Annotated in this window: 36 protein-coding genes; 14 read left to right on the forward strand and 22 right to left on the reverse strand. The window is 72.6% G+C overall.

Features of this window, described 5'->3' with window-relative positions; translation table 11 throughout:
- Positions 1-19 precede the first annotated feature (19 nt).
- Positions 20-601 (reverse strand): hypothetical protein, encoded by a 582-nt coding sequence (locus BUE29_RS05925; protein ID WP_073387526.1) that lies wholly within the window; start codon positions 599-601, stop codon positions 20-22.
- The gene (locus BUE29_RS05930; RefSeq protein ID WP_073387530.1) at positions 598-2,217 is read right to left on the reverse strand and encodes an ABC-F family ATP-binding cassette domain-containing protein; all 1,620 of its coding nucleotides are present in this window, start codon (positions 2,215-2,217) and stop codon (positions 598-600) included. The genes BUE29_RS05925 and BUE29_RS05930 overlap by 4 nt, the downstream gene beginning before the upstream one ends.
- A 76-nt stretch (positions 2,218-2,293) precedes the next feature.
- Between BUE29_RS05930 and BUE29_RS05935 the strand changes: the two genes are divergently transcribed.
- The 3 genes from BUE29_RS05935 to BUE29_RS05945 all read left to right on the forward strand — a co-directional run bounded on the left by BUE29_RS05935 (position 2,294) and on the right by BUE29_RS05945 (position 5,031).
- Entirely contained in the window at positions 2,294-3,658 is a 1,365-nt protein-coding gene (locus BUE29_RS05935) for an FAD-binding oxidoreductase (protein ID WP_073387534.1), read from the forward strand.
- A gap of 38 nt (positions 3,659-3,696) precedes the next feature.
- Positions 3,697-4,341 (forward strand): lysoplasmalogenase family protein, encoded by a 645-nt coding sequence (locus tag BUE29_RS05940; RefSeq protein ID WP_073387537.1) that lies wholly within the window; start codon positions 3,697-3,699, stop codon positions 4,339-4,341.
- A gap of 105 nt (positions 4,342-4,446) precedes the next feature.
- On the forward strand, positions 4,447-5,031 hold the full coding sequence (locus tag BUE29_RS05945) for an RBBP9/YdeN family alpha/beta hydrolase (protein ID WP_073387540.1): 585 nt from the start codon (positions 4,447-4,449) through the stop codon (positions 5,029-5,031).
- A gap of 23 nt (positions 5,032-5,054) precedes the next feature.
- On the opposite strand, the gene BUE29_RS05950 is transcribed toward BUE29_RS05945, so the two are convergent.
- The gene (locus BUE29_RS05950) at positions 5,055-5,969 is read right to left on the reverse strand and encodes a sterol desaturase family protein (RefSeq protein WP_073387543.1); all 915 of its coding nucleotides are present in this window, start codon (positions 5,967-5,969) and stop codon (positions 5,055-5,057) included.
- Positions 5,970-6,035: 66 nt separating this feature from the next.
- Here BUE29_RS05950 and BUE29_RS05955 point away from each other — a divergent pair, with 66 nt between their 5' ends.
- Positions 6,036-6,638 (forward strand): TetR/AcrR family transcriptional regulator, encoded by a 603-nt coding sequence (locus BUE29_RS05955; RefSeq protein WP_159440831.1) that lies wholly within the window; start codon positions 6,036-6,038, stop codon positions 6,636-6,638.
- Positions 6,639-6,692: 54 nt separating this feature from the next.
- Here the strand turns inward: BUE29_RS05955 and truA are convergent, their stop codons facing one another.
- The 9 genes from truA to BUE29_RS06000 all read right to left on the reverse strand — a co-directional run bounded on the left by truA (position 6,693) and on the right by BUE29_RS06000 (position 11,774).
- The gene (gene truA / locus BUE29_RS05960; protein WP_084180782.1) at positions 6,693-7,505 is read right to left on the reverse strand and encodes a tRNA pseudouridine(38-40) synthase TruA; all 813 of its coding nucleotides are present in this window, start codon (positions 7,503-7,505) and stop codon (positions 6,693-6,695) included.
- Between the two features lie 2 nt (positions 7,506-7,507).
- Positions 7,508-8,200 carry a 50S ribosomal protein L17 gene (gene rplQ, locus BUE29_RS23630; RefSeq protein ID WP_084180783.1) on the reverse strand — a complete coding sequence of 231 codons (693 nt, stop codon included), beginning with the start codon at positions 8,198-8,200 and terminating at the stop codon, positions 7,508-7,510.
- A gap of 76 nt (positions 8,201-8,276) precedes the next feature.
- Entirely contained in the window at positions 8,277-9,302 is a 1,026-nt protein-coding gene (locus BUE29_RS05970; RefSeq protein ID WP_073387551.1) for a DNA-directed RNA polymerase subunit alpha, read from the reverse strand.
- A 102-nt stretch (positions 9,303-9,404) separates the two neighbouring features.
- Positions 9,405-10,010: a 30S ribosomal protein S4 gene (gene rpsD / locus BUE29_RS05975; protein ID WP_073387554.1), complete on the reverse strand. Its 606-nt coding sequence runs from the start codon at positions 10,008-10,010 to the stop codon at positions 9,405-9,407.
- A 2-nt stretch (positions 10,011-10,012) separates the two neighbouring features.
- Positions 10,013-10,417, reverse strand: coding sequence for a 30S ribosomal protein S11 (gene rpsK, locus BUE29_RS05980; protein ID WP_073387558.1), 405 nt, complete (start codon positions 10,415-10,417; stop codon positions 10,013-10,015).
- A complete protein-coding gene (gene rpsM, locus BUE29_RS05985; protein ID WP_073387562.1) occupies positions 10,417-10,797 on the reverse strand; it encodes a 30S ribosomal protein S13 in 381 nt (126 codons plus the stop codon). Before rpsM ends, rpsK begins: the two co-directional genes overlap by 1 nt.
- 142 nt (positions 10,798-10,939) lie before the next feature.
- Positions 10,940-11,053, reverse strand: coding sequence for a 50S ribosomal protein L36 (rpmJ, locus tag BUE29_RS05990; RefSeq protein WP_062069916.1), 114 nt, complete (start codon positions 11,051-11,053; stop codon positions 10,940-10,942).
- Between the two features lie 84 nt (positions 11,054-11,137).
- Complete coding sequence (infA, locus tag BUE29_RS05995; protein ID WP_073387564.1) at positions 11,138-11,359, reverse strand: translation initiation factor IF-1; 222 nt, start codon at positions 11,357-11,359, stop codon at positions 11,138-11,140.
- A 163-nt stretch (positions 11,360-11,522) separates the two neighbouring features.
- On the reverse strand, positions 11,523-11,774 hold the full coding sequence (locus BUE29_RS06000) for a helix-turn-helix domain-containing protein (RefSeq protein ID WP_234971408.1): 252 nt from the start codon (positions 11,772-11,774) through the stop codon (positions 11,523-11,525).
- A 199-nt stretch (positions 11,775-11,973) separates the two neighbouring features.
- Here BUE29_RS06000 and BUE29_RS06005 point away from each other — a divergent pair, with 199 nt between their 5' ends.
- From BUE29_RS06005 to BUE29_RS06045, 10 genes are all read left to right on the forward strand, one after another.
- Positions 11,974-12,354 (forward strand): hypothetical protein, encoded by a 381-nt coding sequence (locus BUE29_RS06005; protein ID WP_073387569.1) that lies wholly within the window; start codon positions 11,974-11,976, stop codon positions 12,352-12,354.
- Positions 12,355-12,483: 129 nt separating this feature from the next.
- Positions 12,484-12,939, forward strand: coding sequence for a hypothetical protein (locus BUE29_RS06010; RefSeq protein WP_084180784.1), 456 nt, complete (start codon positions 12,484-12,486; stop codon positions 12,937-12,939).
- Between the two features lie 104 nt (positions 12,940-13,043).
- The gene (locus BUE29_RS22390; protein ID WP_159440832.1) at positions 13,044-13,187 is read left to right on the forward strand and encodes a hypothetical protein; all 144 of its coding nucleotides are present in this window, start codon (positions 13,044-13,046) and stop codon (positions 13,185-13,187) included.
- 7 nt (positions 13,188-13,194) lie between these two features.
- Positions 13,195-14,130: a TOMM precursor leader peptide-binding protein gene (locus BUE29_RS06015; protein WP_073387573.1), complete on the forward strand. Its 936-nt coding sequence runs from the start codon at positions 13,195-13,197 to the stop codon at positions 14,128-14,130.
- The gene (locus BUE29_RS06020; RefSeq protein WP_073387576.1) at positions 14,120-15,391 is read left to right on the forward strand and encodes a YcaO-like family protein; all 1,272 of its coding nucleotides are present in this window, start codon (positions 14,120-14,122) and stop codon (positions 15,389-15,391) included. The genes BUE29_RS06015 and BUE29_RS06020 overlap by 11 nt, the downstream gene beginning before the upstream one ends.
- A complete protein-coding gene (locus BUE29_RS06025; RefSeq protein ID WP_073387580.1) occupies positions 15,388-16,251 on the forward strand; it encodes a SagB/ThcOx family dehydrogenase in 864 nt (287 codons plus the stop codon). The genes BUE29_RS06020 and BUE29_RS06025 overlap by 4 nt, the downstream gene beginning before the upstream one ends.
- Complete coding sequence (locus BUE29_RS22395; protein ID WP_073387584.1) at positions 16,248-16,802, forward strand: CPBP family glutamic-type intramembrane protease; 555 nt, start codon at positions 16,248-16,250, stop codon at positions 16,800-16,802. The genes BUE29_RS06025 and BUE29_RS22395 overlap by 4 nt, the downstream gene beginning before the upstream one ends.
- Positions 16,799-17,764 carry an ABC transporter ATP-binding protein gene (locus tag BUE29_RS06035; RefSeq protein WP_073387588.1) on the forward strand — a complete coding sequence of 322 codons (966 nt, stop codon included), beginning with the start codon at positions 16,799-16,801 and terminating at the stop codon, positions 17,762-17,764. The genes BUE29_RS22395 and BUE29_RS06035 overlap by 4 nt, the downstream gene beginning before the upstream one ends.
- Entirely contained in the window at positions 17,761-18,552 is a 792-nt protein-coding gene (locus tag BUE29_RS06040; protein WP_084180786.1) for an ABC transporter permease, read from the forward strand. The genes BUE29_RS06035 and BUE29_RS06040 overlap by 4 nt, the downstream gene beginning before the upstream one ends.
- 59 nt (positions 18,553-18,611) lie before the next feature.
- Positions 18,612-20,336, forward strand: a complete 1,725-nt coding sequence (locus tag BUE29_RS06045; protein WP_143168020.1) for a class I SAM-dependent methyltransferase — start codon at positions 18,612-18,614, stop codon at positions 20,334-20,336.
- Here the strand turns inward: BUE29_RS06045 and map are convergent.
- From map to BUE29_RS06095, 10 genes are all read right to left on the reverse strand, one after another.
- A complete protein-coding gene (gene map / locus BUE29_RS06050) occupies positions 20,311-21,129 on the reverse strand; it encodes a type I methionyl aminopeptidase (protein ID WP_143168021.1) in 819 nt (272 codons plus the stop codon). The genes BUE29_RS06045 and map overlap by 26 nt on opposite strands.
- 16 nt (positions 21,130-21,145) lie before the next feature.
- Positions 21,146-21,799, reverse strand: coding sequence for an adenylate kinase (locus tag BUE29_RS06055; protein WP_073387598.1), 654 nt, complete (start codon positions 21,797-21,799; stop codon positions 21,146-21,148).
- A gap of 64 nt (positions 21,800-21,863) precedes the next feature.
- Positions 21,864-23,174 carry a preprotein translocase subunit SecY gene (gene secY / locus BUE29_RS06060; RefSeq protein ID WP_073387601.1) on the reverse strand — a complete coding sequence of 437 codons (1,311 nt, stop codon included), beginning with the start codon at positions 23,172-23,174 and terminating at the stop codon, positions 21,864-21,866.
- Between the two features lie 199 nt (positions 23,175-23,373).
- On the reverse strand, positions 23,374-23,823 hold the full coding sequence (gene rplO, locus BUE29_RS06065; RefSeq protein WP_073387604.1) for a 50S ribosomal protein L15: 450 nt from the start codon (positions 23,821-23,823) through the stop codon (positions 23,374-23,376).
- 1 nt (position 23,824) lies between these two features.
- Positions 23,825-24,007, reverse strand: coding sequence for a 50S ribosomal protein L30 (gene rpmD, locus BUE29_RS06070; RefSeq protein ID WP_073387607.1), 183 nt, complete (start codon positions 24,005-24,007; stop codon positions 23,825-23,827).
- Positions 24,007-24,633: a 30S ribosomal protein S5 gene (rpsE, locus tag BUE29_RS06075; RefSeq protein ID WP_073387611.1), complete on the reverse strand. Its 627-nt coding sequence runs from the start codon at positions 24,631-24,633 to the stop codon at positions 24,007-24,009. Before rpsE ends, rpmD begins: the two co-directional genes overlap by 1 nt.
- A gap of 34 nt (positions 24,634-24,667) precedes the next feature.
- Positions 24,668-25,057 (reverse strand): 50S ribosomal protein L18, encoded by a 390-nt coding sequence (rplR, locus tag BUE29_RS06080; RefSeq protein WP_073387614.1) that lies wholly within the window; start codon positions 25,055-25,057, stop codon positions 24,668-24,670.
- Positions 25,057-25,599, reverse strand: coding sequence for a 50S ribosomal protein L6 (gene rplF / locus BUE29_RS06085; protein ID WP_073387617.1), 543 nt, complete (start codon positions 25,597-25,599; stop codon positions 25,057-25,059). The genes rplR and rplF overlap by 1 nt, the downstream gene beginning before the upstream one ends.
- A 13-nt stretch (positions 25,600-25,612) precedes the next feature.
- Positions 25,613-26,020: a 30S ribosomal protein S8 gene (gene rpsH / locus BUE29_RS06090; protein WP_073387621.1), complete on the reverse strand. Its 408-nt coding sequence runs from the start codon at positions 26,018-26,020 to the stop codon at positions 25,613-25,615.
- A gap of 75 nt (positions 26,021-26,095) precedes the next feature.
- On the reverse strand, positions 26,096-26,281 hold the full coding sequence (locus tag BUE29_RS06095; RefSeq protein WP_073387625.1) for a type Z 30S ribosomal protein S14: 186 nt from the start codon (positions 26,279-26,281) through the stop codon (positions 26,096-26,098).
- Positions 26,282-26,283 lie beyond the last annotated feature (2 nt).

Below are 26,283 nucleotides of genomic sequence, written 5' to 3' on the forward strand. Positions count from 1 at the left end.
GATTGCGGCCGCACACCGGTCACGGCGCGCGCAGCCCCGGGACGGTCACCATCCCGCCGTAGCTGCTGCCCCCGAAGGAGCGCAGTGCCTGGTGGACCGGCTCGACGAGCTCGGGGGTGGGGCCCAGCGGCACCGCGAACGCGTCCGGTCCGACCCGCAGTCGGCCGCGCAGCGCGGCGAGCTCCGGATGCCGACCGGCGAACGGGTCCGGGTCGCGCGGCACCAGCCGCAGCCGGACCGTCCACAGCGTGCCGTTGCCCACCCCGGTGCGACGCCAGCCGGCGTGCAGCTCCACCGTGACGAGCTCGTCCCAGTCGACCCGCCACGGCCGCCGGCGCGCGTCCCAGGCCAGGCCCGCGGGGTCGACGAGCAACCGGTGCGGCGCGAGGGCGACTCGGCCGCCGGCCGCCACGAGCGCGGCGAGAGCCACCAGCACGACGACCAGGACGCTCGCGAACACCCGCTTGCCGGTCGAGTTTGCGACGAAGGCACCGGCCAGCAGGCCGCCGGCCAGGGCCAGCAGGACGGCGAGCCCGACCCCGACCCGCCTCCGCTGCCGGCCGGTGTCCAGCCGAATCGCAGCGCCCTGCGGAGCGCTCATCGGGCCCGCACGACCCGGGTCTCGTCGAACACCGCTTCGTCGGACTCGTACACCCGCCCGTCGGCACCGAAGACGAGGAACCGGTCGAAGGAGCGGGCGAACCAACGGTCGTGCGTGACGGCGAGGACGGTCCCCTCGAAGCGACCGAGCGCGTCCTCCAGCGCCTCGGCGCTGAGCACGTCGAGGTTGTCGGTCGGCTCGTCGAGCAGCAGCAGCGTGCAGCCGCCGAGTTCGAGCAGCAGGATCTGGAGGCGCGCCTGCTGCCCGCCCGACAGCGTGCCGAACCGTTGCTCGGCCTGCTCGCCCAGGCCGTAACGCCGCAGCAGCGACATGGCGCGGCCCCGGTCGACGCCGGGACGGCCCTCGCCGCCGTCCCACAGCAGCTCCAGCAGCGTCCGGTCGAGCCAGGTGGGGTGCGCGTGGGTCTGCGCGAACAGGCCGGGCACGACCCGCGCGCCGAGCCGCCATTCGCCGTCGTGCGCGACGTCCTCACCGCCCAGCAGCCGCAGGAAGTGCGACTTGCCGGCGCCGTTCGCGCCGAGGACGCCGATCCGCTCGCCGTAGAAGATCTCCGCGTCGAACGGCCGCATCAGCCCGGACAGCTCGAGGCCCTCGCAGCCGACCGCGCGCACGCCGGTGCGGCCACCACGCAGCCGCATCGTCACCGTCTCGTCCTCCGGGCGGTCCGGGGGCGGACCGACGGCCTCGAAGCGCTCCAGCCGGCGAGCCTGGACGCGGTACTTCTGCGCCATCGACTCGCTGACACGCGCCTGGATCTTGAGGGTGTTGACCAGGTCGACGAGGCGCGCGTGCTCCTCGTCCCAGCGCCGTCGCAGTTCGGCCATCCGCTCGTGCCGGTCGGCGCGGGCCCGGTGGTAGGAGGCGAAGCCCCCGCCGTGCACCCACGTCGTGCCGCCCTCGACGGTGACGACGCGATCGGCGACGGTCGCCAGCAGCTCCCGGTCGTGGCTGACGAACAGCACCGTCTTGGTCGTCTCGCGCAGCCGCTGCTCCAACCAGCGCTTGCCGGGGACGTCGAGGTAGTTGTCCGGCTCGTCGAGCAGCAGCACCTCGTCGCGACCGCGCAGCAGCAGTTCGAGCGCCAGCCGCTTCTGCTCGCCGCCGCTCAACGTCGTCAGCTCGCGGTACTTGCAGCGCTCGAACGGCACGCCGAGCGCGGCGACCGTGACGGTGTCCCACAGCACCTCGGCGTCGTAGCCGCCGGCGTCGCCCCACTCGGCGATCGCGTGCGCGTAGGCCAGCTGGGAGGCCTCGTCGTCGGTCTCCATCATCCGCAGCTCGGCGGCCTGCAGCGCGTCCCACGCGGCGCCGACCGCGGGCGGCCCGAGCCGGACGAGGAACTCCTGCACCGTCGTCGCGTCGCGCACCGAGCCGATGAACTGACGCATGACGCCCACCCCACCGACGCGGGTGACGGTCCCCCGCTGCGGCTGCTCGTCGCCGGCGATCATGCGCAGCAGCGTCGTCTTGCCCGCGCCGTTCGCGCCGACCAGTGCCGCCTTGACGCCGTCGCCGACCCGAAAGCCCGCGTCGGTCAACAGCGCGCGCCCGTCGGCCAGCACGTGCCCGATGCCGGCGACCTCCACGTGACCCATGCGTCCAGTGTCGACGGTCGGGCGCTGCGCCCGCACCCCTATTGGCAGCACGGCCGGCTGCGGCACTATCGACGGCATGGCCGATCTGCGCACGCTCGCCGCCGAGCTCCCCGCCGACGCCGTCGTCACCGACCCCGACATCGTCGCGTCCTACCGCCAGGACTGGGCCCGCGACCCGGACGCCGGCACGCCCCTCGCGGTCGTGCGCGCGACCTCGACCGCGGACGTCCAGGCCACGCTGCGCTGGGCGTCGCGCGAGCGGGTGCCGGTGGTGCCCCGCGGGGCGGGGTCGAGCCTGTCGGGCGGATCCACCGGCATCGAGGGGGGCGTCACGCTGTCGACCGAGCGGATGCGCGACATCGCGGTCGACCCCGTCACGCGCGTCGCCGTCGTCCAGCCCGGGGCGTTGAACGCCGCGGTCAAGGCCGCCGCAGCCGAGCAGGGCTTCTGGTACCCGCCGGACCCGTCGTCGTTCGAGATCTGCTCCATCGGCGGCAACGCCGCCACCAACGCCGGCGGGCTGTGTTGCGTGAAGTACGGCGTCACCACCGACTACGTGCTCGGGATGGAGGTCGTGCTCGCCGACGGCACCGCCGTGCGGCTCGGCGGTCCGCGGCTGAAGGACGTCGCCGGCCTGTCGCTGACCAAGCTGTTCGTCGGCTCCGAGGGCACGCTCGGCGTCATCACCGAGCTCACGCTGCGGCTGCTGCCCGCGCCGCCCGCCGCGGCCACGCTGGTCGCCGGCTTCCCCACCGTCGAGCTCGCCGCCGACGCCGTCGTCGCGATCACCGCCGGCACCCGGCCGGCCATGCTCGAGCTCATGGACAACGGCAGCATCAACGCCGTCGAGGACGTCGTGAAGATGGGGCTCGACCGCGACGCCGGCGCGCTGCTGCTCGCCCGCTCGGACGCGCCGGGGACGGCCGCGGCCGTCGAGATCGAGGCGATCCGGGCGGCGTGCGAGAAGCACGGCGCGCAGGAGGTCTTCACCACCGACGACCCCGACGAGGGCGAGGCCTTCACGGTCGCCCGGCGCGCGGCGTTCCCGGCCATGGAGCGTTTCGGCACGCTGCTGCTCGAGGACGTCGGGGTGCCCGTGCCGGAGCTGCCGACCCTGGTGCGCGGCATCGGCGAGATCGCCGCCGCCCATGACACCCGCATCGTCGTCGTCGCGCACGCCGGCGACGGCAACACGCATCCGATCATCGCCTACGACCCGAACGACGTCGCGAGCACCGAGCGGGCCCGGCTCGCGTTCGGCGAGGTCATGGACCTCGCGCTGTCCCTCGGCGGGACGATCACCGGGGAGCACGGCGTGGGCCGGCTCAAGGCGCCGTGGCTCGCCGATCAGCTCGGCGACGACGTCATGGCGCTGACCCGGCGGATCAAGGACGCGCTCGACCCCGAGGGCATCCTCAACCCCGGCGTCGTGCTCGCGTAGGGATCGGCGGGCACGCGGACGCGGCATACTCGCCGACCGTGACGGTGACGCTGCTGGTGCTGGCCGCCGTGCTCGCCGTCGGCGACTGGGTGGCCGTCGACCGGGGCGCGCTGCGGTGGGAGTACCTGCTCAAGCCGGGCGTGCTGCTGGCGCTCGGCCTGGCCGCGCTCGCCGCCGACCTCGGCGACCCGAAGCCGCTGGTCGTGACGGCTCTCGCGCTCGGGCTCGTCGGCGACGTCGCGCTCGTGCTGGCCGGTCATCGGGACGCCGGCGGGGCGTTCTACACCGGACTGGTCGCGTTCCTGCTCGGTCACGTGGCCTACGTCGTCGCCTTCGTCGTCGTCGGCCTGCACCTGCCGGGACTGCTCGTCGGAGCGCTGATCGCCGCCGTCATCGGCGGTGTGGCGCTGCCGGGGGTACTGCGCCGGACCGCGCGCACGGGGCGGCTGCTGCCGCTCGCGGTCGGCGGCTACTCGCTCGCGGTCGCGGCGACCGCGGCCGGCGCGGCCGGGACGCGACATCTCGTCCTCGCGGTCGGCGGCGTGCTGTTCGTGGTCTCGGACGCCGTGCTCGCCCGCGAGCGCTTCGCCACCCCGCTGCCCCGCAGCCCCCTCGTGGTCGCGGTGACCTACCACCTCGCGCAGTTCCTCCTCCTGGTCGGCCTTCTCGGCGCCGCGGCCTGACCCCACTCCCCCATCGCCTTCCTCGGCGAGTTGGTGGCCTGGAGGCGGGGTAGAGCGACCAACTCGCCGAGGAAGGTGGAGTTCGGGGGTCCTAGAGTCGAGGCCATGCCGCGCCGCCCGTCCCGTTCCGTCCCCACCGTCGTCCTGCCGGGATGGAACGGCTCCGGCGACGGGCACTGGCAGTCCTGGCTCGAAGGCGAGCTACGCGCGGCCGGTCGCGAGACGGTGCGTCCGGACGTCCCCGACTGGGACGTGCCCGTGCTCGCCGACTGGCTCGCAGCGCTGCGCGCGGTGCTCGCGCCGCTGCCCGCCGACGGCTTCGACGTCGTCGCGCACTCGCTGGGCGCTGTGCTCTGGCTGCACCACGCGGCGGCGCCGGACGGCCCCCGCCCGGCGCGCGTCGCACTCGTCTCGCCGCCGTCCCCGCAGCTCGACGTCCCCGAGATCGCCGAATTCCTGCCGCCGCCCCTGGACGTGGACGCGGTGCGCGCCGCCGCCGACGGCACCGTGCTGGTCGGCGGCAGCGACGACGAGCACTGCCCCGAGGGAATCGCCGCGGCGTACGGCGTCGCGTTGAAGATGGCGACGACCGTGGTCGAGGGCGGCGGTCACCTGAACACCGAGTCCGGGTACGGACAGTGGCCCGCGATGCTGTCGTGGTGCAACCGCGACAACCTCGCGTTCTTCTAGTCGCCGGCGCCCGCGGGCCCCGGCTACCGGGCCGGTTCGGGCACCGGCGCGACGGTGACGGCGTCGGTATCGGTGTCGGTGTCGGCCGCCTGGGCGGGGCGCCACCCCGGCGGTGCGAACATGTAGCCGAGGCGCTCGCGCCAGCCGCGGCCGCGGCGGACGTCGCGAGCGATGGCGGCGTACTCGTGGTACTGCAGCCGGAACGGGTTGAAGCTGTCGATGTTCGTCGTCAACCCGTACGTCGGGCGGTGGGTCTCCTCGGCGTAACTGCCGAACATCCGGTCCCAGACGATGAGGATGCCGGCGTAGTTCTTGTCCAGGTACTCCGGGTCGCTGGCGTGGTGGACGCGGTGGTGCGACGGGGTGTTGAAGACGAACTCGATCGGGCGCCACATCCGGTCGACGCGCTCGGTGTGCACGAAGAACTGGAACACCAGGTTGAACGAGAAGGCGGTGAAGATCAGCCACGGCGGGACGCCGAGCAGCGGCAGCGGCACCCAGAACAGCAGCTCGCCCCACGGGTTCCACTTCTGCCGTACGGCCGTCGAGAGGTTGAAGCGCAGGCTGTTGTGGTGCGCCTGGTGCGCGGCCCACATGATGCGGACGCGGTGCGAGGCGCGGTGGTAGGAGTACCAGATCAGATCGACCAGCAGCAGCGTCACGACCCACGTCCACCAGCGGTGCGGGTCCATGCGCAGCGGGGTGAGCACGTAGAGCGCCGCGTAACCGAGCAGGGCGACGATGCGCGCCGTGCCGTTGATGAGCACCGACCCCAGGCCCATGATCAGGTTCGTCCGGGTGTCGCGCAGCTCGTAGCCGCCGGCACCGACCTCGTCCTCGTCGAGGAAGCGCAGCGCGAACAGTTCCAGTGCCATGAACGCGGCGAAGACCGGGATCGCGAAGACGACCGGGTCGTGCAGGTTGTCGGTGAACGACATGGTCGACCGGCCTCCTCGTCCGTGAACTGACCTTTGAGTCACTTACCGTAGGGTAAGATCGCTGGTGTGTCCAGTGGCGTGATCGGGACGAAGGGCGTCCCCCGCGCCGAGCGCGAGGGGCAGATCGTGGCCGCCGCGATCGCCGAGTTCGCCCGGGCCGGATACAACGGGGCGTCGATGCTCGAGATCGCCCGGCAGGCCGGGATCTCCAAGCCGCTCGTGTACCAGTACTTCGGATCCAAGGACGGGATGTTCCTCGTCTGCCTGCGCGAGGTCGGCGGCGGCCTGCTCGCCCGCCTCGACGAGGCCGAGCTCGCCGTCGACGACACCGTCGCCTCGCGCATCTACCCCCTGCGGGCCATGTTCGCCGCCCTGGCCCCGCAACGCGAGGCGTGGCGACTGCTCTTCGACGCCACCGTCCCGCTGCACGGCCCCATCGCCGACGTCGCCGACGAGTACCGCAGCCGGCTGACCACGCTGGCCGCCGGCGGCTCGGCGCGTTTCCTGCGTGCCCGCGGGAACCGCAGCCGCGCCGACGCCTCCGCGCTCACCAGCGTCTGGCTCGGGCTGGTGAACTCGCTCGTGACCTGGTGGCTCGAGCATCCGGAGGAGTCCGCGGCCGCGATGACCGCCCGCTGCGAACGCCTGCTCGGCGCCATCCTCACCTGACCCCCCGCTTTTGGCGGCTGAGCGCAGCATGCTGCGCTCAGCCGCCAAAACCGGCTATTCGGGGCGACGGGCGCGGGCCTCGACCGCCCGCGCGGCCAGTCCGGCGTCGTCGGGGTAGCCGACCTCGACGAGGGTCAGACCGTGGGCCGGCGCCACCGTGACGTCGTTCGCGCGGCGGCCGAGCGTGAGCAGCGCGGCCGGCCAGTCGACCGGACGCCGGCCCTCACCCACCGCGAGCAGCGCCCCGACGAGCGAGCGGACCATCGAGTGACAGAAGGCGTCGGCCACCACCGTGCAGGTGACGTCGCCGCCGGCCCGCAGGACCGCGAACGAGAGCAGCGTTCGCGTGGTCGTCGCACCCTCGCGCCGCTTGCAGAACGCGGCGAAGTCGTGCAGCCCGGTGAGCCGCCGGGCCGCCGCGGCCATCGCGACGTCGTCGAGCGGACGGGGCCAGCCGACCACCTCCCGCCGGCTCAGCGGCGCCACCCCGGCCGGATCGTCGGTGAGCCGGTACTCGTAGCGCCGCCAGAGCGCGCCGAACCGGGCGTCGAACTGCGCCGGCACCTCGCGGACGCCCGTCACCCGGACGTCGGCCGGCAGCGCCCGGTTGACGCGACGCACCTCGGGCACCTGCGGCAGGTCGCAGTGCACGACCTGGCCGGTGGCGTGCACGCCCGCGTCGGTGCGACCGGCGACGGTCAGCGCGACGGCGGGCAGCCGCAGCACGCGCGCCAGGGTGTCCTCGAGGACGCCCTGGACGGTGCGCCGATCCGGCTGGCGGGCCCAGCCGGAGAAGTCGGTACCGTCGTAGGAAACGTCGAGGCGGACCCGCCGCAGCGGATCCGCCTCGATCGTGGCGTCGGGCAGGACTACTTCGTCTCGTCCTCGGCCGGGGCCTCCTGCGCGCCGGCCTCCGGCTCACCGCCGAGCACCTGGTCCTCGGCGCGCGCGGCGTCCTCGGCGTCCTCGTCGGCGAGTCCGAGCGCGGCCAGGCCGCCCTCCTCGTCGCCGCCCTCGGCCGACTCCTGACTCGCTGCGGTCGTCGTCGGCTCCTCGGCGGCGGACTCCTCCGCGGCCGCGACACCGGCCGCGGTCGCCGACTCGCCCTTGGCGTCCTCGGCGATCTCACGGGTACGGCCGGACGGCGCCTTTTTGGCCGCCGTCCGGGTGCCGCGCGCCTTCTCGGCCTCGGCGACGACCGACTTGAGCTCCTCGACGATCTCGATGACCGCCATCGGGGCGTTGTCGCCCTTGCGGGGGTTGGTCTTGACGATCCGCGTGTACCCACCCGGACGGTCGGCCATCCGCGGCCCGATCTCGGCGAACAGCTTGTGGACGACGTCCTTGTCACGGATCACCGTCATCACCTGGCGCCGGGCGTGGAGGTCACCGCGCTTGGCAAAGGTGATCAGCCGCTCGGCCAGCGGGCGCAGCCGCTTGGCCTTGGCCTCCGTCGTGGTGATGCGGTCGTGCTCGAACAGCGAGGTCGCCAGGTTCGCCAGCAGCAACCGTTCGTGAGCCGGGCCGCCGCCGAGGCGGGGACCCTTGGTGGGCGTGGGCATGGCTGGGCCCTTTCTGGAAGAGGTGGAGCGTTTCGACCGGACGCCGTGTCAGGTACGCCGGCCGTCGGAGTGGGTGTTACAGCTGCTCGGTCTCGGCGAAGTCCTGGTCGTCGGTGAAGTCGTCGTCACCGTAGGACTCGACGGCGGTCGGCAGGGCGAACCCGGGCGGGCTGTCCTTGAGCGCCAGGCCCAGTCCGGCCAGCTTGACCTTGACCTCGTCGATCGACTTGGAGCCGAAGTTGCGGATGTCGAGCAGGTCGGCCTCGCTGCGCCCGACGAGCTCACCGACGGTGTGGATGCCCTCGCGCTTGAGGCAGTTGTACGAGCGCACGGTGAGGTCGAGGTCCTCGATCGGCATCGAGAACGCGGCGGCGTCGGCGACCTCGGTCGGCGACGGGCCGACGTCGATGCCCTCGGCCTCGTCGTTCAGCTCGCGGAACAGGCCGAACAGCTCGACCAGCGTGTGCCCGGCCGAGGCGACGGCGTCACGCGGGGTGATGGAGTTCTTGGTCTCGACGTCCACCACGAGGCGGTCGAAGTCGGTGCGCTGCTCGACACGGGTGGCCTCGACGTTGTAGGTCACCTTGAGCACCGGCGAGTAGATGGAGTCGACCGGGATGCGGCCGATCTCCTGGCCGGGCTGCTTGTTCTGCGTGGCGGTGACGTAGCCGCGGCCCCGCTCGACGACCAGCTCGATCTCGAGCCGGCCCTTCTTGTTGATGGTCGCGATGTGCAGGTCGGGGTTGTGCACGACGACGCCGGCCGGCGGCGCGATGTCGGCGGCGGTGACCTCGCCGGGACCCTGCTTGCGCAGGTACATGACGACGGGCTCGTCGCTCTCGGAGCTCACCACGAGCTCCTTGAGGTTCAGGATGACGTCGGTGACGTCCTCCTTGACCCCTTCGACGGTCGTGAACTCGTGCAGCACGCCGTCGATGCGGATGCTGGTGACGGCCGCGCCGGGGATCGACGAGAGCAGCGTGCGGCGCAGCGAGTTGCCGAGCGTGTAGCCGAAACCGGGCTCGAGCGGCTCGATGACGAACTTGGACCGGCTCTCGGAGATGGGCTCCTCGGCCAGGGTGGGGCGCTGAGAGATCAGCACGTGGGTTCTCCTCGGTGATTCGTGGACGACCGCTATATGACGTCCGACGGGGCACTGCGGTGATGCACCGCCCGGGGCCGCGACGGCCCCGGGCGGGTGGTGCTACTTGGAGTAGAGCTCGACGATCAGCTGCTCCTGCAGCGGGATGTCGATCTGCGCGCGCACGGGCAGCTGGTGCACGAGGATGCGCAGCGTGGTCGGCACGACCTGCAGCCAGGCCGGGACCGGGCGCTCGCCCTGGGTCTCGCGGGCGATGAGGAACGGCGTCGTCTCGAGGGACTTGGGCTTGACGTCGACGATGTCCCACTGCGTGACGCGGTAGCTCGGGATGTCGACCTTGTGGCCGTTGACCAGGAAGTGGCCGTGGCTCACGAGCTGGCGGGCCTGGCGACGGGTGCGGGCGAGGCCGGCGCGGTACACGACGTTGTCGAGGCGCGACTCCAGGATCTGCAGCAGGTTGTCACCCGTCTTGCCCTGGCCGCGGTTGGCTTCCTCGTAGTAGCGCCGGAACTGCTTCTCCAGCACGCCGTAGCTGTACTTCGCCTTCTGCTTCTCCTGCAGCTGCAGCAGGTACTCGCTCTGCTTGATGCGCGAGCGGCCGTGCTGGCCGGGCGGGTAGGGACGCCGCTCGAAGGAGGCGTCCCCGCCCACGAGGTCGACGTTGAGCCGGCGCGAGATGCGCGTGGCGGGACCGGTGTACCTAGCCATCGTCAGACCCTCCGACGCTTCGGCGGACGGCAGCCGTTGTGCGGCTGCGGGGTGACGTCCGAGATGTTGCCGACCTCGAGACCGGCCGCGGTGAGCGAGCGGATCGCGGTCTCGCGGCCCGAACCCGGGCCCTTGACGAAGACGTCGACCTTCTTGACGCCGTGCTCCTGCGCCTTGCGGGCGGCGTTCTCGGCCGCCATCTGCGCGGCGAAGGGCGTCGACTTGCGCGAGCCCTTGAAGCCGACGTGCCCGGCCGAGGCCCAGGACAGGACATTGCCCTGCGGGTCGGTGATCGAGACGATCGTGTTGTTGAAGGTGGACTTGATGTGCGCCTGGCCGAAGGTGACGTTCTTCTTCTCCTTGCGGCGGACCTTCTTCGCGGCGCCCTTACGCGCGGGACCCGGCATTACTTCTTACCTGCCTTCTTCTTGCCCGCGATGGTCTTCTTCGGACCCTTCCGGGTACGGGCGTTGGTCTTGGTCCGCTGACCGTGCACGGGCAGGCCGCGACGGTGGCGCAGCCCCTCGTAGCAGCCGATCTCGACCTTGCGGCGGATGTCGGCGGCGACCTCGCGGCGCAGGTCGCCCTCGACGCGGTAGTGCGCGTCGATGTGGTCGCGCAGTGCGACGACGTCGGCCTCGGTCAGGTCACGGACGCGGACGTCCGGGCTGACGCCGGTGGCGTCGAGGGTCTGCTTCGCACGGGTACGGCCCATGCCGTAGATGTAGGTGAGCGCGATCTCCACCCGCTTCTCGCGGGGGAGGTCGACACCGGAAAGACGTGCCATCCGGGCGGTTCTCCTGATCTGTTCGTTCGCTGGTGTTGGTGCGCACCCGTTCCCGTCACCCGCCCGGGCGAGGGCTCCGGCCAACGTTCCGGAGGTGGACCTGCCGTTGCCGGCAGGCTGGCGTGCGCTTAGCTGATGGTCCTCAGCCCTGCCGTTGCTTGTGGCGCAGGTTCTCGCAGATGACCATGACCCGACCGTTGCGACGGATGACCTTGCACTTGTCGCAGATCGGCTTGACGCTCGGCTTGACCTTCACGGTCGTGGCCCCTTCTCGGTGATACTTCGGACTAGCTGGCACTACGGCGGCAGCGGGAGCCGTCGGGCCGCCCGCTGCGGTCGATCACTTGTAGCGGTAGACGATGCGGCCCCGGGTCAGGTCGTAGGGCGAGAGCTCCACGACGACGCGGTCCTCGGGAAGGATGCGGATGTAGTGCTGCCGCATCTTGCCGCTGATGTGCGCGAGCACCCGGTGCCCGTTCGTGAGCTCCACCCGGAACATCGCGTTGGGCAGCGGCTCCACCACGCGGCCTTCGACCTCGATGGCGCCTTCCTTCTTGGCCATGTCCTCCGCATTTCCTGTGCACGACGGATCGTGCGCGACTGTCGTTGGCGCGGCGTACCGCCGCGGGACTGCTCTCGAACGCGGCGCGACCGTGAGGGATCCGCTCCTCGGTCCGCGGCCACAGCGGACACGACTGAGGAACGGCGCGCGCCAAACGTCGAGTCTAGCGAGTGACCCGCCGAGTCGCCAAAACGCGGGCCTCGACGGGGTCCACCGGCTCGAAGAACAGCCCGGACGGGCAGCCGAGGGCCCGCTCGATCGCGGCCGCCGTCTCGGCAGAGCAGTGCCGGCGGCGACCCGAGAGCAGGTGGTTGACGGTGGCGTGGCCGACACCGGCGTCCCCGGCCAGGCGGCGCTGCGAGACACCGAGCAGCCGCACGTAGGCGGTGAGCGCCGCGAGATCACGTACTCGCATCTGCACGATTCCCTCCGGCCGTCGGCGCGATCGTGGGCCACAACGTACCGAAGATGTCTGACGTCGTTCGCCCCGTCGGTCAGGGCGAAACGCTATGTCTCGTGCGTGACTGCACAAAACGGGCGCAGACCCCTGGATTCCGGGCAAGACAAACCACTAGTGTCTACGCCGTGTCTGCACAGACTTCGGACAGTGTCGCGTGAGCGCGCTGTCCGAGCTCATCTCGACCGCCAACACCGAGCAGCTGTCGGCCCGGTCGATCTCCCGGGCCGCGCAGCTGCGCGGGCACACCCTGAACCACGACACCGCGGCGCGGTACCTGCGCGGGGCCCACGGCACGCCGGACGAGGCCACGCTGCGGGCCCTGTCCGACGTCCTCGACATCCCGATGTCGCGGTTGCGCGCCGCGGCCGAGCTGCCCTCGGAGTCCACCGAGCCCTACACCCCGCCGCCCGAGGCGAGCCGGTTGAGCCGCCGGCAACGCCGCGCCGTCGACGAGATCATCCGCGCGATGCTCGACCCGGCGCCGGGAGCACGGCAGGCGGCCCGCCGCGGCGAGGCGGAACCACCCGGGGAATGAGGGGTCGGCGCGGCGGCGCGCGCCGGGCCCACCCGGCCCACACGCCGCTGCCACACCGGCGAACGAGCCGGGACCGGTTGTCCACAGCCCCGCGCGGGATCGGTCGTGACCCCGTGTCATCGTCCCGCCGTGATCCGCGACCCGTACCCCACCGCTCGCTACGACCCGTGGCGTGACCTCGCCACGAACTGGCCCGAGGTCGCGGTGCGGGTGATCCCCCTGCCCGGCGACCTGCTGGGCGTCCTGCGCTACCCGTCCATCGCGCTGCGGGCCGGGACGAGCGCGGCGCAACGACGCAGCACGCTGGCGCACGAGATCGTCCATCTCGAACGCGGCACGCAGGCCTGCGGCCCCGGCGACGCCCGGGAGGAGGCGCTGGTCGAGGCCGAGGCCGCACGCCGTCTGGTGGCCGCTGGCGATCTCGCCCGGGCCATCCGCGAGCTCGGCAACCGAGCCGCCGTCGGGGCCGTCGCCGCCCTGCTGGACGTCGACACCCAGCTGCTCCGGGCACGCCTGGCCGGCGTCACCGCCGCCGAACGGACCGCGCTCGAGGCCGTAGCCGGCGACGGCTTCACCGCGGCGTGATTCGCACACTTATCCACAGGCCAGGCAAACGTGTCTTGACAGACGAATCGGGCCCACCCCACACTGTGCGCTCGTCTGATGTCGGATACGAAAGGGGACACGAAATGCAGAAGGTCACGCTGTCCGAGGTCGCCCGGGTGGGCACCTCGCAGGTCCAGGTGGCGGTGCGCGAGGGCAAGCTGCTGCCGACGGCCGACGGAGCCGCCTGTTGCTGTTGCTGCTGCTGCAGCAGCTCTAAGGCGCGCTGAGGCCGCCGTGCTGCTGCCGAGTGTCCGGCTCGTCGAGACGCCGGACTCGATGCACTTCTTCGACGGCCGACGTCTCGTGTCGTTGCAGGTCGACGACGCGGCCCGGTCCGCCGTGCGTCGCGCGCTCGAGCGGCAGCACCCGGTGGCGCCGGTTCCCCCGGCCCACCTCGAGCATGCGCCGTCGCCGTCCGGGGACGACGTCGACGACGCGCGGCGCCTGCTCACCGACCTCGATCTCGCCGTGCCCGACGGCGGTATGCCGTGGCACGGCGAGATCGGGGCGGACTACGCCGCGACCACCGCGTTCGGCGCCACCTCGCCGCGAGGCGCGGCCGACCGACTCGCCACGACCACGGTCAACGTGCTGTCCGACGACGCCGCCGCCCTGGCCGCGATGCTGGCCGAGTCGGGCCTGCGCTGCCGGGTCCTCGACGGGCCCGCGGCGATCGCGTCGCTCGACGCCGCGCACGACGTGGTCCTGGCCACCGACAGCGACGACACCCCGACCCGCACGCTGCGCGAGGTCAACGCCGCGTGCCTCGCCGCGCGGGTGGCCTGGCTGCCGATCACGGCCTACGACGGGGCCGTCCTGCACGTCGGCCCGCTCGTCGTCCCCGGCGCCACCGCATGCTTCGAGTGCACGGTGCGCCGGCGCGCCGCCAACACCGAGTACGCCGACCTGTACGACGGGGTCGTGTCGGCGGTGGCCGCCGCGCCCACCCCCCGCGCGCTCCGGGCGTGGTCATACGCGGTGGCGTCGCTGTGCCTGTTGCACTGGATCGGCAACCGCGACCAGCACCTGCCCGGCCAGCTGCTCACCCTCGACCCGGCCGGCATGGCGCTGCGGCAGGCCCGCGTGTTCCGCGTGCCGCGCTGCGTGGCCTGCGCCGGTCCCGACTACACCGTCGCCGCCGCCCCGTGGGAGCTCGCCCGTGACCACTGACACCGCCGCGTCGCCGGTGACCGCGGCGCGCGACCACCTCGTCGGCCCGCTCGCCCTCGTCGTCTCCGAGGACGTCGGCATCGTGCACAGCGTCGACGACGGCGTCACCCGGTGGGACCACCCGCGGGCAGCGCCCGGTTTCACCGCCCTCGCCGACACCGCGCCGACCCTCGGGGTGGCGCTGTCCGCCCGGCCCGGCGGCATGGCCGTGGACCTCGCCGCGGCCCGCACCGCCGCGGTCGGCGAGGCCGTCGAACGGTACTCGGCCTCCCACGCGCCCGAGTCGCGGCTGCGCCTGGCGCGACCCGCCGAGCTGATCGCCGAGGTCGGCGCCGACAACGTCGCCGGGCCCGACTGGTCAGGGGCCGCGTCGGAGCACCCACGCGTGCACTGGCTCCCCGGTCACCGGCTGCGCGCCGACGGGCCGGCCCAGCCGGCCTGGGTCGCGGCGGCCCGGGCCCTGCTCGTCCACCTCGACGCCGACGCACCCGTGCTGCACCCGACGTCGTCCGGCCTCGCCTGCCACGACGACCCGTGGCAGGCGCTCGCCGCCGGCCTCGCCGAGGTGATCGAGCGCGACGCGTTCATGACGACCTGGCTCACCCGCGGCCCGGTCACGAGGATCCGGTCCCGGCTGCGGTGGCGCACGTCGCGAGGAGCCGTCATGCGTTTCGACCGGGCGGTCGAGACCTACCGGCTGTTCCTGCTGCCCTCCCCGACCGGCGTTCCGGTGGTGCTCGCCGCGGCCTTCGGCGCGCCGGGCCAGCCGGGCGCGGCGGTCGGAGCGGCGGCCGACCTCGACCTCGCCCGGGCCTGTCGGCGAGCGCTCGTCGAGGCCTTCCAGACCTTCCACTGGGCGATGCACATGATCGCCGACGGCGTCGACGCGCCCGCCCGGCCGGGCGACTGTCGCGACTTCGACGAACACGTCGCCTACTACCTGCCGCACGAGCGCCTCGGCTCGTTCGACTTTCTGCACGATCCCGCGCTCCCCGAGCTCGACGTCGACCTCGACGAACCCGCGCCGGCGGCCGAGCCCGAGCGCACCGCGCGCACGCTGATCGACCGCGTCGCCGCGGCCGGGCACACCGCGTTCGCCGTCGACGTCACCTCCCCCGACGTCCGGGCCGCGGGGCTCTGGGTGGTGCGGGCCACCGTGCCCGGGTTCTACCCGCTGCACGTCGGGGTCGACGTGTTCCCCGTCGGGACCAGGCTCGACCCGCGGGCCATCGTCAACCGCGACCCCCACCCGTTCCCGTGAGCGGCGACGGCGCGCCGGAGGTCGGCGACCACCCACCCGCGTTCGAGGCCTCCCGGCGCGCGTACGGCTACTCGCCGCGCGGACCGCTCGTCGCCGACGGCCAGCCGCCGCTGGACTTCGCCGAGGAGTTCCACGAGGCGAGCAAGATGCACGCCGACTTCCCGGCGACCGCGCTCGGGCCGGGGGGCCAGCAGCTCACGACGTCCGCGACCGCCCGGCTCCGGCTCGGACGCAAGGCGCTGGCCTTCACCGGTACCCGTCTCGCGTTGCCCGCCCCCGCCGCACTGCCGGCCGAGCTGCTGACGCTCGCCCGCCACCGGCGCAGCGGCCTGCCCGAGGACTGCGGCGACGTCGACCTCGCCGACCTGTCGGCGGTGCTCGCGGTGGCGGCGGGCCCGGTTCCCGGGCGGCCCGACGTGCGGGTGACCCCGTCGGCGGGAGCGATGTACCCGCTCGACGTGGTCGTGGTCGCGCACGCCGTCCGCGGTCTGCCGCCCGGCGCCTACGTGTACGACGCCGTCGGGCACAGCCTGCTGCCGCGCCTGCACCTCGACCCGGTCCGCTTCCACGCCGATGTCGGCGCCACCATCGCGCCACCGCGCCCGGCCGTCATGCTGGCGCTGGTGGCCACCTTCGCGCGCAGCCGCGCCAAGTACGGGTTGCGGGGGTACCGCTTCGCCCTGCTCGAAGCCGGTCACGTCGCGCAGGCCGCCCTCACCGCCGCCACCTCCCTCGGCCTCGCCACCCTGCCGTGGGGCGGGTTCATCGACTCCGCCGCCGACCGCCACCTCGAGCTCGACGGTCTCGAACGCTCGTGCGTGTACCTCGTCGGGCTGTCCGCTGCCGGTGGTCGGGCATGAGGCCCGACGACGCGCGCTTCCTCGCACGACTCGTGTCCCGCGTGCTGGCGGCCGCGGTGTTGACGGTGGCGCACCGGCGCCGGCGGCGACACCGTGGCGGCGAGCCCGCCGGGCCGGCACGCCGCGGCGGGGCGTACCTGCTCGCGCTCACGGCTCCGGGGGTCGCCGTGGCCCGCGTCGCCGGCGGCGCCCGGTGGACGCTGCCCGCCCCCTCGCCCCAGGGGCTGACGCTGCTCGCGCTCTGGGTCGGTTCCGGTGCCCTGGTCGAGGAGCTGCTGTGGCGCGCGCCGCTGACCCTGCTCGCGCCCGGGTGGCGGCGCCGCGCGCTGGCCGCGGCGAGCGGGGCGGGCTTCTTCGCCGCGCACGTGCGGCGCGACGGCATGGCCGCCACGATGGTGCACGCGCCCAACACGGTGTCCTGGACGGCTGCCGCCCTGCTCGCGCGTCGTGTCCATCCGAGCCTGGTCGCCCATCTGGGCTACAACGCGGTCGCCCTCGGCCTGCGGCCACGCGAGCTCGCCGACGCCCGCGGCGTCGGGTCCCGGCCGTGACCGTCGCGCCCGCCGCCACGGCGCTGCGGGTGGAGCGGGTGAGCAAGGCGCTGGCGGGCCGCGAGGTCCTGCGCGAGGTGAGCTTCGCCTGCCCGGCCGGGCAGATCACCGCGCTGCTGGGGCCCAACGGCGCGGGCAAGACCACGACGGTCACGCTGGCCACCGGGGTCCGTCGACCCGATGCCGGGCAGGTCCGGGTGCTGGGCCGCGACGTGCGCGAGCCCGGCTCGCGCGAACATGTGGCGCTCGTCGCCCAGGGCGTGACCTTCCCCGCGGCGGTCGGCGTGGACGTCTGTCTGCGGCTGGTGGCCGGTCAGCGCCGGCCCACCCCCTGCTCGGGCGAGGTGACCGAGCTGTACTCCCGGCTCGGCGTCGACCGGCTGCGGGGACGGCGCGTCGGCGGGCTGAGCGGCGGGCAGCGACGCCGGCTGGCCGTGGCCATGGCGCTGCTGCACGCGCCCGAGGTCGTCGTCCTCGACGAAGCCACCAGCGACCTCGACGAGCGGTACCGCGCCGAGACCTGGCAGCTGCTGCGCGAGTACACCGGCCGCGGCGGCTGCGTGCTCGTCACCAGCCACATCCTCGCCGACATCGAGCGACACGCCGACCGCGTCGTCGCGCTGGTCGACGGCCAGGTCGCACTCGCCGGCACGCTGGGCGAGGTCAGAGCCCGGCTCGGCGGCAGCAGCGTCGAGGTCACGCCGGCCGCGGCCGAGCTCGCGCACGTCGCCCACCTGGTACGGGCGCACGACGGCGGCGAGCCCATGCCCGCGGGGCCGGGCCGGTTGCGCTGGCACACGCACGAGCCGTTGCGGCTGCTCGCCCTGCTCGCCGCGCACGCGCCGACCGTGGCCGACCCGGTGGTCGGTCCGGTCCCCCTCGCCGACCTGCTCGAGTCCCTGCTCGCCACCACCGGCCGCGTCGACGACGTCCACGGCGCGCTGTCGGGGCGGACGCCGTGACCGGCACCGTCGGCCGAGGGCCGGTCCGCAGCTCGGGGAGCACCGCCGCACGCCGGGTCCTGCTCAACGCCCGGCTGCAGTGGGACGAGCTCGTCCATCTGCCCGCGGTGACGGTGCCCTCGCTCGCGCTCCCCCTCGTCACCTACCTGATCTTCGGGGCGCCGAACGTGCACGGCAGCAGCGCGGCCGCCGCCGGCGCCCTGGTCGGCTTCGCCGGCTTCGCGCTGCTGGGCATCGTGATGTTCCAGTTCGGCGTCGGCATCGCCGCCGACCGCGAGTCCCCCTGGGAACGCTACGTGCGCACCCTGCCCGCCGGCCCCGGGCAGCGGTTCGCCGCCCGCCTGCTCGTCGCCCTCGGCTTCGGCGTGGCAGCGCTCGTCCCGCTGTGCGTGTGCGCGGTACTCGTCACGCCCGTCGACCTCGACGTCGCGGCGTGGTTGCGGGTGATCGGCTGCCTGCTCGTCGGCGCGGTGCCGCTGGGCCTGCTCGGGATCATGCTCGGCTACCTGTTCTCCGAGCGCGGTGCCCTGCCGCTCACCAACCTGCTCTACCTGCCGCTGTCCTACGCCGGCGGGCTGTTCAACACCCGACCCGACGACTTGCCGCGGGTGGTGGCCGCGGTGTCGCCGTGGCTGCCCACCCGGCAGTGGTCGGACCTGCTGCTGTACTACGGCCTGGGCGGGGTCTGGCCGACGGGGCAGAGCCTGGCGCTCGCCGGCTACGCGGTCGCGTTCGCCGTGCTCGCGGTCGTCGGCTACCGCCGCGACGAACAGCGCCAGTACCGCTGAGACGCGCACGTCCCGCCGCTCCCGGCCCGCACCGCGGTGTCCGTGAGAGGGTGTGCGCCGTGCCGTCCGGACCCGTCAACCGCGTCCGGGCCGCCGTGGTCCACCGGCTGCCCACCCCCCTGCGGCGCCGGCTGCGTGCGGCACGACGCCGGCTGCGGCACCGCACGCTGCCGTCGGCGCTGCGTCACGGGATGGTCGAGGAGTTCAGCCGCAGCCGGGTCAGCGGCTGGGTGTCGCTGACGCCCGGTCACCCGGGCCTGTCCGTCGTCCTGCTCGTCAACGGTGTGGAGGTCGCCCGCACCGAGGCCGCCGCGCCCGCACCGGGACGCCGTGACCCCGCCGGCGACGTGCGCGCCTTCCGCTTCCTGCTCAGCGACATCTGGGACTTCCTGGGCCCCGCCGACCGTATCGGCGTCGCCGCGGACGGCCGCCCGTTGCCGATCGCCGGGCGCGGCATGGTCGTCGCCCCGACCGAGCGCGGCCCGCGGCGCTGGCGCGACCTACGAGCAGCACTGGCGCAGGGCCAGGTGTTCTCGCGCACCGGCACCCTGCAGCGTCCGCTGACCGGGCAGCAGGCGTGGCAGGACGACGTCTTCGCCGTCGCCGGCGGCGTGCGGGACCTGTTGCGCGACCGCTTCGGCCTCGACGTCTTCCTCAGCTACGGGTCCCTGCTCGGTGCCGTGCGCGAGGGTGGCGCGATCGCCCACGACGACGACCTCGATCTGGGGTACCTCTCCCGGCACGACGACCCCGCCGCGATCGGCAGGGAGCTCTACGACATCGCGCTCGCGCTGCTCGACGCCGGCTGGATGGTCGAGCCGTTCGGCCCGCTCGTGCACGCGGTCGCCGAGATCGGCGGGGTCCGACGCTGGGTCGACCTGTTCCCGCACTACTTCGACGCCGACGGCGCGCTGCAGGTGCCGTGGGGCATGGCCGGGCGACGCCACGTCCGGCGCGAGGAGTGGACGGGGCTGCGCGACGCGACGTTCGGGCGCCACACCTTCGCGGTCCCCGTCGCCGCCGAGGCGACGCTCGCCCAGCTCTACGGCGAGCACTGGCGACGCCCGCAGCCGGGCTTCTCGTGGCCGCTGGACCGCACCGAGGAGCGCACCGACGCGTTCATGCCCCGCGTCGCGCAGGAGGACGTCTACTGGCGCGACTTTCACCGCCGGACCGTCTTCGACGAGCCCTCGCCGTTCTGTCGCGAGCTGCTGCGACGCCCGGACTGCCCGCCGACCGTCGTCGACATCGGGTGTGGCGACGCCCGCGACGCGGTCGCCTTCGCCGCGAGCGGCCGACGCGTGCTCGCGCTGGAGCGGGCGCCGATCCCGCTGCAGCTCGCCCGCAGCCGGGCCTCGGAGCTGCTCGTGGTGAGCGACTGCGACATCGCCGACCCGCAGGCGTTCGCCGCCGCCGTGGCCGGCCTGTCCCGCGACGACGGCCCGGTGCTGTTCTACCTGCGCTTCGTGATCCACCTGCTCTCGCGCGACGCCGAGCGCGTCCTGCTGGGCGCGATCGCCGACGCCGCCGGCCCCGGTGACGTCCTTGCCGCCGAGTTCCGTGATCTCGCCGACCGTCCGCTGGTCAAGAATCTGCGCACCCGGTTCCGGGGTTACCGCGACGGGCGCGAGGTGGTGGCGCAGCTGCGCGACCTCGGCTTCGACGTCGAGCAGGCCGACCACGCGACGGGACGGTCACCGTGGGGCGTCGAGGACCCCGACCTCTGGCGCATCGTGGCGCGCAGAGCTGGTCGATCGGCTACGCGGCGGCAGCCGACAGCGTGATCCCGCGGCGACCGAGTTCGGCGCGTCCGCCGTCCTGCGCGGTCAGCACCCAGGGGCCGTCCTCGAGAACGGCCACGGTGTGCTCCCAGTGCGCGGCCCACGAGCCGTCCACCGTGGTGACGGTCCAGCCGTCGTCGAGCTCCTGGGTGGCGCGCGACCCCAAGGTCACCATCGGCTCGATGGCCAGGGCCATGCCGGGGACGAGGCGCGGGCCCTTGCCCGCCTTGCCGTAGTTGAGGATGTGCGGCGCCATGTGCATCTCCGAGCCGATGCCGTGTCCGCCGTAACCGGCCACGATGCCGTACCGCCCCGCACCGCGGATCGAGGACTCGACGGCGTGGGAGATGTCGGTCAACCGGCCGCCGTTGCGCGCGGCGGCGATGCCGTCCCACATCGACGCCTCGCAGACCTCCGAGAGCCGGGCGACCTCCGGGGCCACCTCGCCGATGCCGACCGAGATCGCGGAGTCACCGTGCCAGCCGTCCACGATCGCGCCGAAGTCGATGGAGATCAGGTCGCCGTCGGCGAGCTTCTCGCCCGCGGCCGGGATGCCGTGCACCACCCGGTCGTTCACCGACGCGCAGATGACCGCCGGGAAGCCGTGATAGTTCAGGAACGACGGTGTCGCGCCGGCATCGCGCAGGATGTCGCGGGCGATGGCGTCGAGGTCGAGCGTCGAGACGCCCGCAGCCGCGGCGTCGCGCATCGCGGCGAGCGCGCGGGCCACCACGAGGCCGGCCTCGCGCATCAGCGCGATCTGGTCGGCGGACTTCAGCTGGATCTGCTCGGGCATGCGGCGCACGGCGACGTCAGTCCGCGAAGGGCGTGAGCGCGCCGATGGCCCGTTCGGTGACGTCCTCGACGGCGCCGAGCGCGTCGATCGCCTCGAGCGTGCCACGCTCTCGGTAGAAGTCGATCAGGGGTGCGGTCTGCTCGGCGTACACGTCCAGGCGGTGCCGGACGGTCTCGGGCTTGTCGTCGTCGCGCTGGTACAGCTCGCCGCCGCACCGGTCGCAGGTGGACTCCGACCTCGGGCCGTCGTAGTCCACGTGCAGCACGTGGCCGCACTGCTTGCAGGTCCGCCGGCCCGACAGCCGCTTGACGACCTCCTCGAAATCCACCTCGAGGTCGAGCACCACGCTCAGCGGCGAGCCGATCTCGGCGAGGATGTCGCTCAGCACCTCCGCCTGGGCCACGTTGCGCGGGAAGCCGTCGAGCAGGAAGCCGTCGACGGCGTCGGGCTCGGCGAGCCGGTCGCGCACCATGGCGTTCGTGACCTCGTCGGGGACGAGGTCGCCGGCGTCCATGTACTTCTTCGCCCGCTGGCCGAGCTCGGTGCCGCCGGAGACGTTCGCCCGGAAGATGTCGCCGGTCGAGATCTTCGGGATGCCGAAGTGGGCGGCGATGAACTCGGCCTGCGTCCCCTTGCCGGCCCCGGGCGGCCCGACGAGCACGAGCCTCACGCGGTCACCGCCCGCGAGAGGACGTGACCCCGCTCAGCGCGGCTCGAGCGTTCGCGCCGGCTCGTCACCGCAGGAAGCCCTCGTAGTTGCGCTGCATCAACTGGCTCTCGATCTGCTTCACCGTGTCGAGCCCCACGCCGACCATGATCAGCACCGCGGTGCCGCCGAACGGGAAGTTCTGGTTGTTCCCGCTGGTCAAATTGAAGAAGAAGCTCGGCAGCACGGCGACGAAGCCCAGGTACAGCGAACCGGGGAACGTGATGCGCGACAGCACGAACTGCAGGTACTCGGCCGTCGGTCGCCCCGGTCGGATGCCGGGGATGAAGCCGCCGTACTTCTTCATGTCGTCGGCCCGCTCGACCGGGTCGAAGGTGATGCCGACGTAGAAGTAGGCGAAGAAGATGATCAGCAGGAAGTAGACGGTCAGGTAGATCGGGTCGGTCTGCGTGAGCAGGTGCTGGTTCACCCAGCGCGCGAACCCCGAGTTGAAGTTGGCGCTCGTCAGCTGGCTGATCAGCTGCGGGATGTAGAGCAGCGACGACGCGAAGATGACCGGGATGACGCCGGCCTGGTTGACCTTCAGCGGCAGGTAGGTCGATGTCCCGCCGTACTGCCGGCGCCCGACCATGCGCTTGGCGTACTGGACGGGGATCCGGCGCTGCGCCTGCTCGACGAACACGACGGCGACGATGATCGCCAGGCCGAGCGCCAGGATCAGCGTGAAGACGAAGCCGCCCGCGTTCTGCAGGATGACGCGGCCCTCGGAGGGGATGCGGGCCGCGATGGAGGTGAACATCAGCACGGACATGCCGTTGCCGACGCCGCGGTCGGTGATGAGCTCGCCGAGCCACATGATGACGCCGGTGCCGGCCGTCATCACCATGACCATCGTCGAGAGCGTCCAGACGTCCTGCTTGTAGAGGATGTCGTTGTCGCAGCCCTGGAACAGCTGCCCCGAGCGCGCCAGCGCGATGAACCCCGTCGACTGCAGGATGGCCAGGCCGATGGTCAGGTACCGGCTGTACTGGGTCAGCTTCTGCTGGCCGGACTGGCCTTCCTTCTTCAGCTGCTCGAAACGAGGGATGACCACGACGAGCAGCTGGATGATGATGCTCGCGGTGATGTAGGGCATGATGCCCAGCGCGAACACGGCGAGCTTGAGCAACGCCCCGCCGGAGAACAGGTTGATCAGCGAGTAGACGTCGCGGTTGGCGCCGTTCTGGGCGGCGTTGAGGCAGTCGTTGATCGCGGAGGTGTTCGTGTTCGGGGTGGGCACCGAGGCGCCGAGGCGGTAGAGCGCGATCAGCGCGAGCGTGAAGAGGATCTTCTTGCGCAGGTCGGGCGTGCGAAACGCCGATGCGAACGCGCTGAGCACGGGTCCTCCTGCAGAGATGCTGTCTTGGGCCCGTCCGACGGGGGGCCAGCCGGGTCACGCGGGGCTGGGGGAACGCCGCCGCGGTGCGGTCAGGCTAACAGTCGCCACGAACCGCCTCACTCTATGCGTTCGCGCACCGGGCCGCCTCGTCCGGGGCGAATTCGTCCCGACCGAGGGGCCCGGTGCGCGAGCGCGGGCACTACTGGCGTGCGGTGGCCGTCCCGCCGGCCGCGGTGATCTTCTCGCGAGCCGAGCCGGAGAACGCGTCCGCGGTCACGTCGAGCTTGACCGACAGGTCGCCGTTGCCGAGGACCTTGATCAGCTCACCCTTGCGGACGGCACCCGCCGCGACGAGCTCGTCGACGCCGACCGTCCCGCCGTCGGGGAACAGCGCCCCGAGCTGCGCGACGTTGACGACCTGGAAGGTCACCTTGTTGCGGTTCTTGAAGCCACGCAGCTTCGGCAGCCGCATGTGGATCGGGGTGGCGCCACCCTCGAAGCCGGGCGAGACCTGGTAGCGGGCTCCGGTGCCCTTGGTGCCGCGACCGGCCGTCTTGCCCTTCGAGCCCTCACCACGACCGACGCGGGTCTTCTTCGTGTGGGAGCCGGGCGCCGGTTTCAGGTGGTGGACCTTGAGATTTCCTGCCATGTCAGTCGACCTCCTCGACCGTCACCAGGTGGGTGACGGTCTGGACCATGCCCCGGATCTCCGGGCGGTCCTCCTGGACGACGGTGTCGTGCATCCGCTTCAGGCCCAGGGACCGCAGGGTGTCCTTCTGGTTCTGCTTGTAGCCGATGCCCGACTTCGTCTGGGTGATCTTGAGCTTGGCCATCACGAGGCTCCCTGGCCCGCGCGCGCCCGCAGCATGCCCGCGGGGGCGACGTCCTCGAGCGGCAGACCGCGTCGGGCCGCGACCTCCTCGGGTCGGACGAGGCCCTTCAGGGCGGTGATGGTCGCGTGCACGATGTTGATCGGGTTGTCCGACCCCAGCGACTTGGACAGGATGTCGTGGATGCCGGCGCACTCGAGCACGGCGCGCACCGGGCCACCGGCGATGACGCCGGTACCGGGGCTGGCCGGCTTGAGCAACACCACGCCGGCCGCCGCCTCACCCTGGATCGGGTGGGGGATCGTCTGCTGGATCCGCGGGACCTTGAAGAAGTTCTTCTTGGCCTCCTCGACACCCTTGGCGATCGCGGCCGGGACCTCCTTGGCCTTGCCGTAGCCGACCCCGACCGTGCCGTCGCCGTCACCGACGATGACCAGGGCGGTGAAGCTGAAGCGACGACCGCCCTTCACGACCTTGGCGACACGGTTGATGGTGACGACGCGCTCGAGGTGCGTGCTCTTCTCCGGCGCGTTGCCGCCCCGGCCGCCGTCGCGGCGGTCACGGCGGTCACGACCGCCGCCACCCTGCTCGTTGCCACCGGCGCGGGGACCGCGCTGTTGACCCGGCATCAGGCTGCTCCTTCGTTCGTCGTGCGAGCGCTCATCAGAATTCCAATCCAGCTTCGCGGGCGGCGTCGGCGAAGGCCGCGATCCGTCCGGTGTAGGTGTTGCCGCCCCGGTCGAAGACGACCTTGGTGACACCGGCGGCCTTGGCCTGCTCGGCGAGCGTTGCGCCAAGAGCCTTGGCCTGTGCCGTCTTGTCGCCGTCGGTCGCCTTGTAGGTCGACCCGGACGCCAGCGTGACGCCCCGGGCGTCGTCGACGACCTGCACGAACAGGTGCCGCGCCGACCGGGTCACGATGAGACGCGGCCGCTCGGCCGTCCCGACGACCTTCTTGCGCAGCCGGAAGTGGCGGCGCGAGCGGGACGCGCGACGCTTGGCCGAGACGTTGGCCGAGCTGCGCGCCTGACGGGTGATCGTGGATGCGCCCATTACTTCTTCCCTGCCTTGCCGGCCTTGCGCCGGATCTGCTCGCCCTGGTAGCGGACGCCCTTGCCCTTGTACGGGTCGGGCTTGCGCAGCTTGCGGATCTTGGCGGCGACCTCGCCGACCTGCTGCTTGTCGATCCCCTCGACGCTGAAGCGGGTCGGGTTCTCGACGCGGAACGTGATGCCCTCGGGTGCCTTGACGACGACCGGGTGCGAGTACCCCAGCGCGAACTCAAGGTCGCTGCCGCGCGCGGTGACGCGGTAACCGGTGCCGACGATCTCGAGGCGCTTGAGGTAGCCCTCGGTGACGCCGACGACCATGTTGGCGATCAGCGTGCGCGACAGGCCGTGAAGCGACTTGGACTCGCGCTCGTCGTCGGGCCGGCTGACGGCGATCGCGCCGTCCTCGGCCTTGGCGACGGCGATGGGGGTCGCGACCGTGTGGTTCAGCGTGCCCTTCGGGCCCTTCACGGTGACGTCCTGGCCGGCGATGGTGACATCGACGCCCGACGGCACCGCGACGGGAAGCCTTCCGATTCGACTCATGACTGCTCCCCTCTCACCAGACGTAGGCGAGGACTTCCCCGCCCACTCCGCGCTTGGCAGCCTGCTTGTCGGTCAGCAGGCCGGACGACGTCGAGATGATCGCGGTGCCCAGGCCGCCGAGCACGCGCGGCAGGCCGGTGGACTTCGCGTACACCCGCAGGCCGGGCTTGGACACGCGCCGGACGCCGGCGATGCTGCGCTCGCGGTTGGGGCCGTACTTGAGCTCGATGCTCAGCACGCGGCCCACCTGCCCCTCGGGGGCGTCGGCGATCTTGAAGCCGGCGATGTAGCCCTCCTGCTTCAGGATCTCGGCGATGTGGCCCTTGAGCTTCGAGTGCGGCATCTCCACGGTGTCGTGGAAGGCCGTGTTGCCGTTGCGGACACGCGTCAGCATGTCCGCGATCGGGTCGGTCATTGTCATGGCGCTACTTCTTTCTCGTGCTGGTTCCCTGCTGTGCAGCCGGGCCTGGCACGAAGGAGTGATTGCTGGAGGTGCTTACCAGGAGGACTTGGTGACGCCGGGCAGCTCGCCCGCGTGGGCCATCTCGCGCAGGCAGATCCGGCACAGGCCGAACTTGCGGTACACCGAGTGCGAGCGCCCGCAGCGCTGGCAGCGGGTGTAGCCGCGCACCGCGAACTTGGGCTTCGCAGCGGCCTTCTGCTTCAGAGCGGTCTTCGCCATTG

The organism is Jatrophihabitans endophyticus (assembly GCF_900129455.1).
GTDB lineage: Bacteria > Actinomycetota > Actinomycetes > Mycobacteriales > Jatrophihabitantaceae > Jatrophihabitans > Jatrophihabitans endophyticus.

Coding starts and splice junctions, on each gene's coding strand:
- BUE29_RS05925 (WP_073387526.1), bottom strand. CDS start 601: ATGAGCGCTCCGCAGGGCGCTGCGATTCGGCTGGACACCGGCCGGCAG.
- map (WP_143168021.1), bottom strand. CDS start 21,129: ATGCCCGAGCAGATCCAGCTGAAGTCCGCCGACCAGATCGCGCTGATG.
- BUE29_RS05935 (WP_073387534.1), top strand. CDS start 2,294: ATGGCCGATCTGCGCACGCTCGCCGCCGAGCTCCCCGCCGACGCCGTC.
- rplQ (WP_084180783.1), bottom strand. CDS start 8,200: ATGCCCACGCCCACCAAGGGTCCCCGCCTCGGCGGCGGCCCGGCTCAC.
- rplR (WP_073387614.1), bottom strand. CDS start 25,057: ATGGGCGCATCCACGATCACCCGTCAGGCGCGCAGCTCGGCCAACGTC.
- rpsM (WP_073387562.1), bottom strand. CDS start 10,797: ATGGCACGTCTTTCCGGTGTCGACCTCCCCCGCGAGAAGCGGGTGGAG.
- BUE29_RS06000 (WP_234971408.1), bottom strand. CDS start 11,774: ATGCGAGTACGTGATCTCGCGGCGCTCACCGCCTACGTGCGGCTGCTC.
- rplO (WP_073387604.1), bottom strand. CDS start 23,823: ATGGCAGGAAATCTCAAGGTCCACCACCTGAAACCGGCGCCCGGCTCC.
- BUE29_RS22390 (WP_159440832.1), top strand. CDS start 13,044: ATGCAGAAGGTCACGCTGTCCGAGGTCGCCCGGGTGGGCACCTCGCAG.
- BUE29_RS22395 (WP_073387584.1), top strand. CDS start 16,248: ATGAGGCCCGACGACGCGCGCTTCCTCGCACGACTCGTGTCCCGCGTG.
- rpsH (WP_073387621.1), bottom strand. CDS start 26,020: ATGACAATGACCGACCCGATCGCGGACATGCTGACGCGTGTCCGCAAC.
- BUE29_RS05930 (WP_073387530.1), bottom strand. CDS start 2,217: ATGGGTCACGTGGAGGTCGCCGGCATCGGGCACGTGCTGGCCGACGGG.
- rpsE (WP_073387611.1), bottom strand. CDS start 24,633: ATGCCGGGTCAACAGCGCGGTCCCCGCGCCGGTGGCAACGAGCAGGGT.
- rpsD (WP_073387554.1), bottom strand. CDS start 10,010: ATGGCTAGGTACACCGGTCCCGCCACGCGCATCTCGCGCCGGCTCAAC.
- rpmD (WP_073387607.1), bottom strand. CDS start 24,007: ATGGCCAAGCTCAAGATCACCCAGACGAAGTCGGGCATCGGCTACAAG.
- rpsK (WP_073387558.1), bottom strand. CDS start 10,417: ATGCCGGGTCCCGCGCGTAAGGGCGCCGCGAAGAAGGTCCGCCGCAAG.
- BUE29_RS05950 (WP_073387543.1), bottom strand. CDS start 5,969: ATGTCGTTCACCGACAACCTGCACGACCCGGTCGTCTTCGCGATCCCG.
- BUE29_RS05945 (WP_073387540.1), top strand. CDS start 4,447: ATGCCGCGCCGCCCGTCCCGTTCCGTCCCCACCGTCGTCCTGCCGGGA.
- BUE29_RS06095 (WP_073387625.1), bottom strand. CDS start 26,281: ATGGCGAAGACCGCTCTGAAGCAGAAGGCCGCTGCGAAGCCCAAGTTC.
- rplF (WP_073387617.1), bottom strand. CDS start 25,599: ATGAGTCGAATCGGAAGGCTTCCCGTCGCGGTGCCGTCGGGCGTCGAT.
- infA (WP_073387564.1), bottom strand. CDS start 11,359: ATGGCCAAGAAGGAAGGCGCCATCGAGGTCGAAGGCCGCGTGGTGGAG.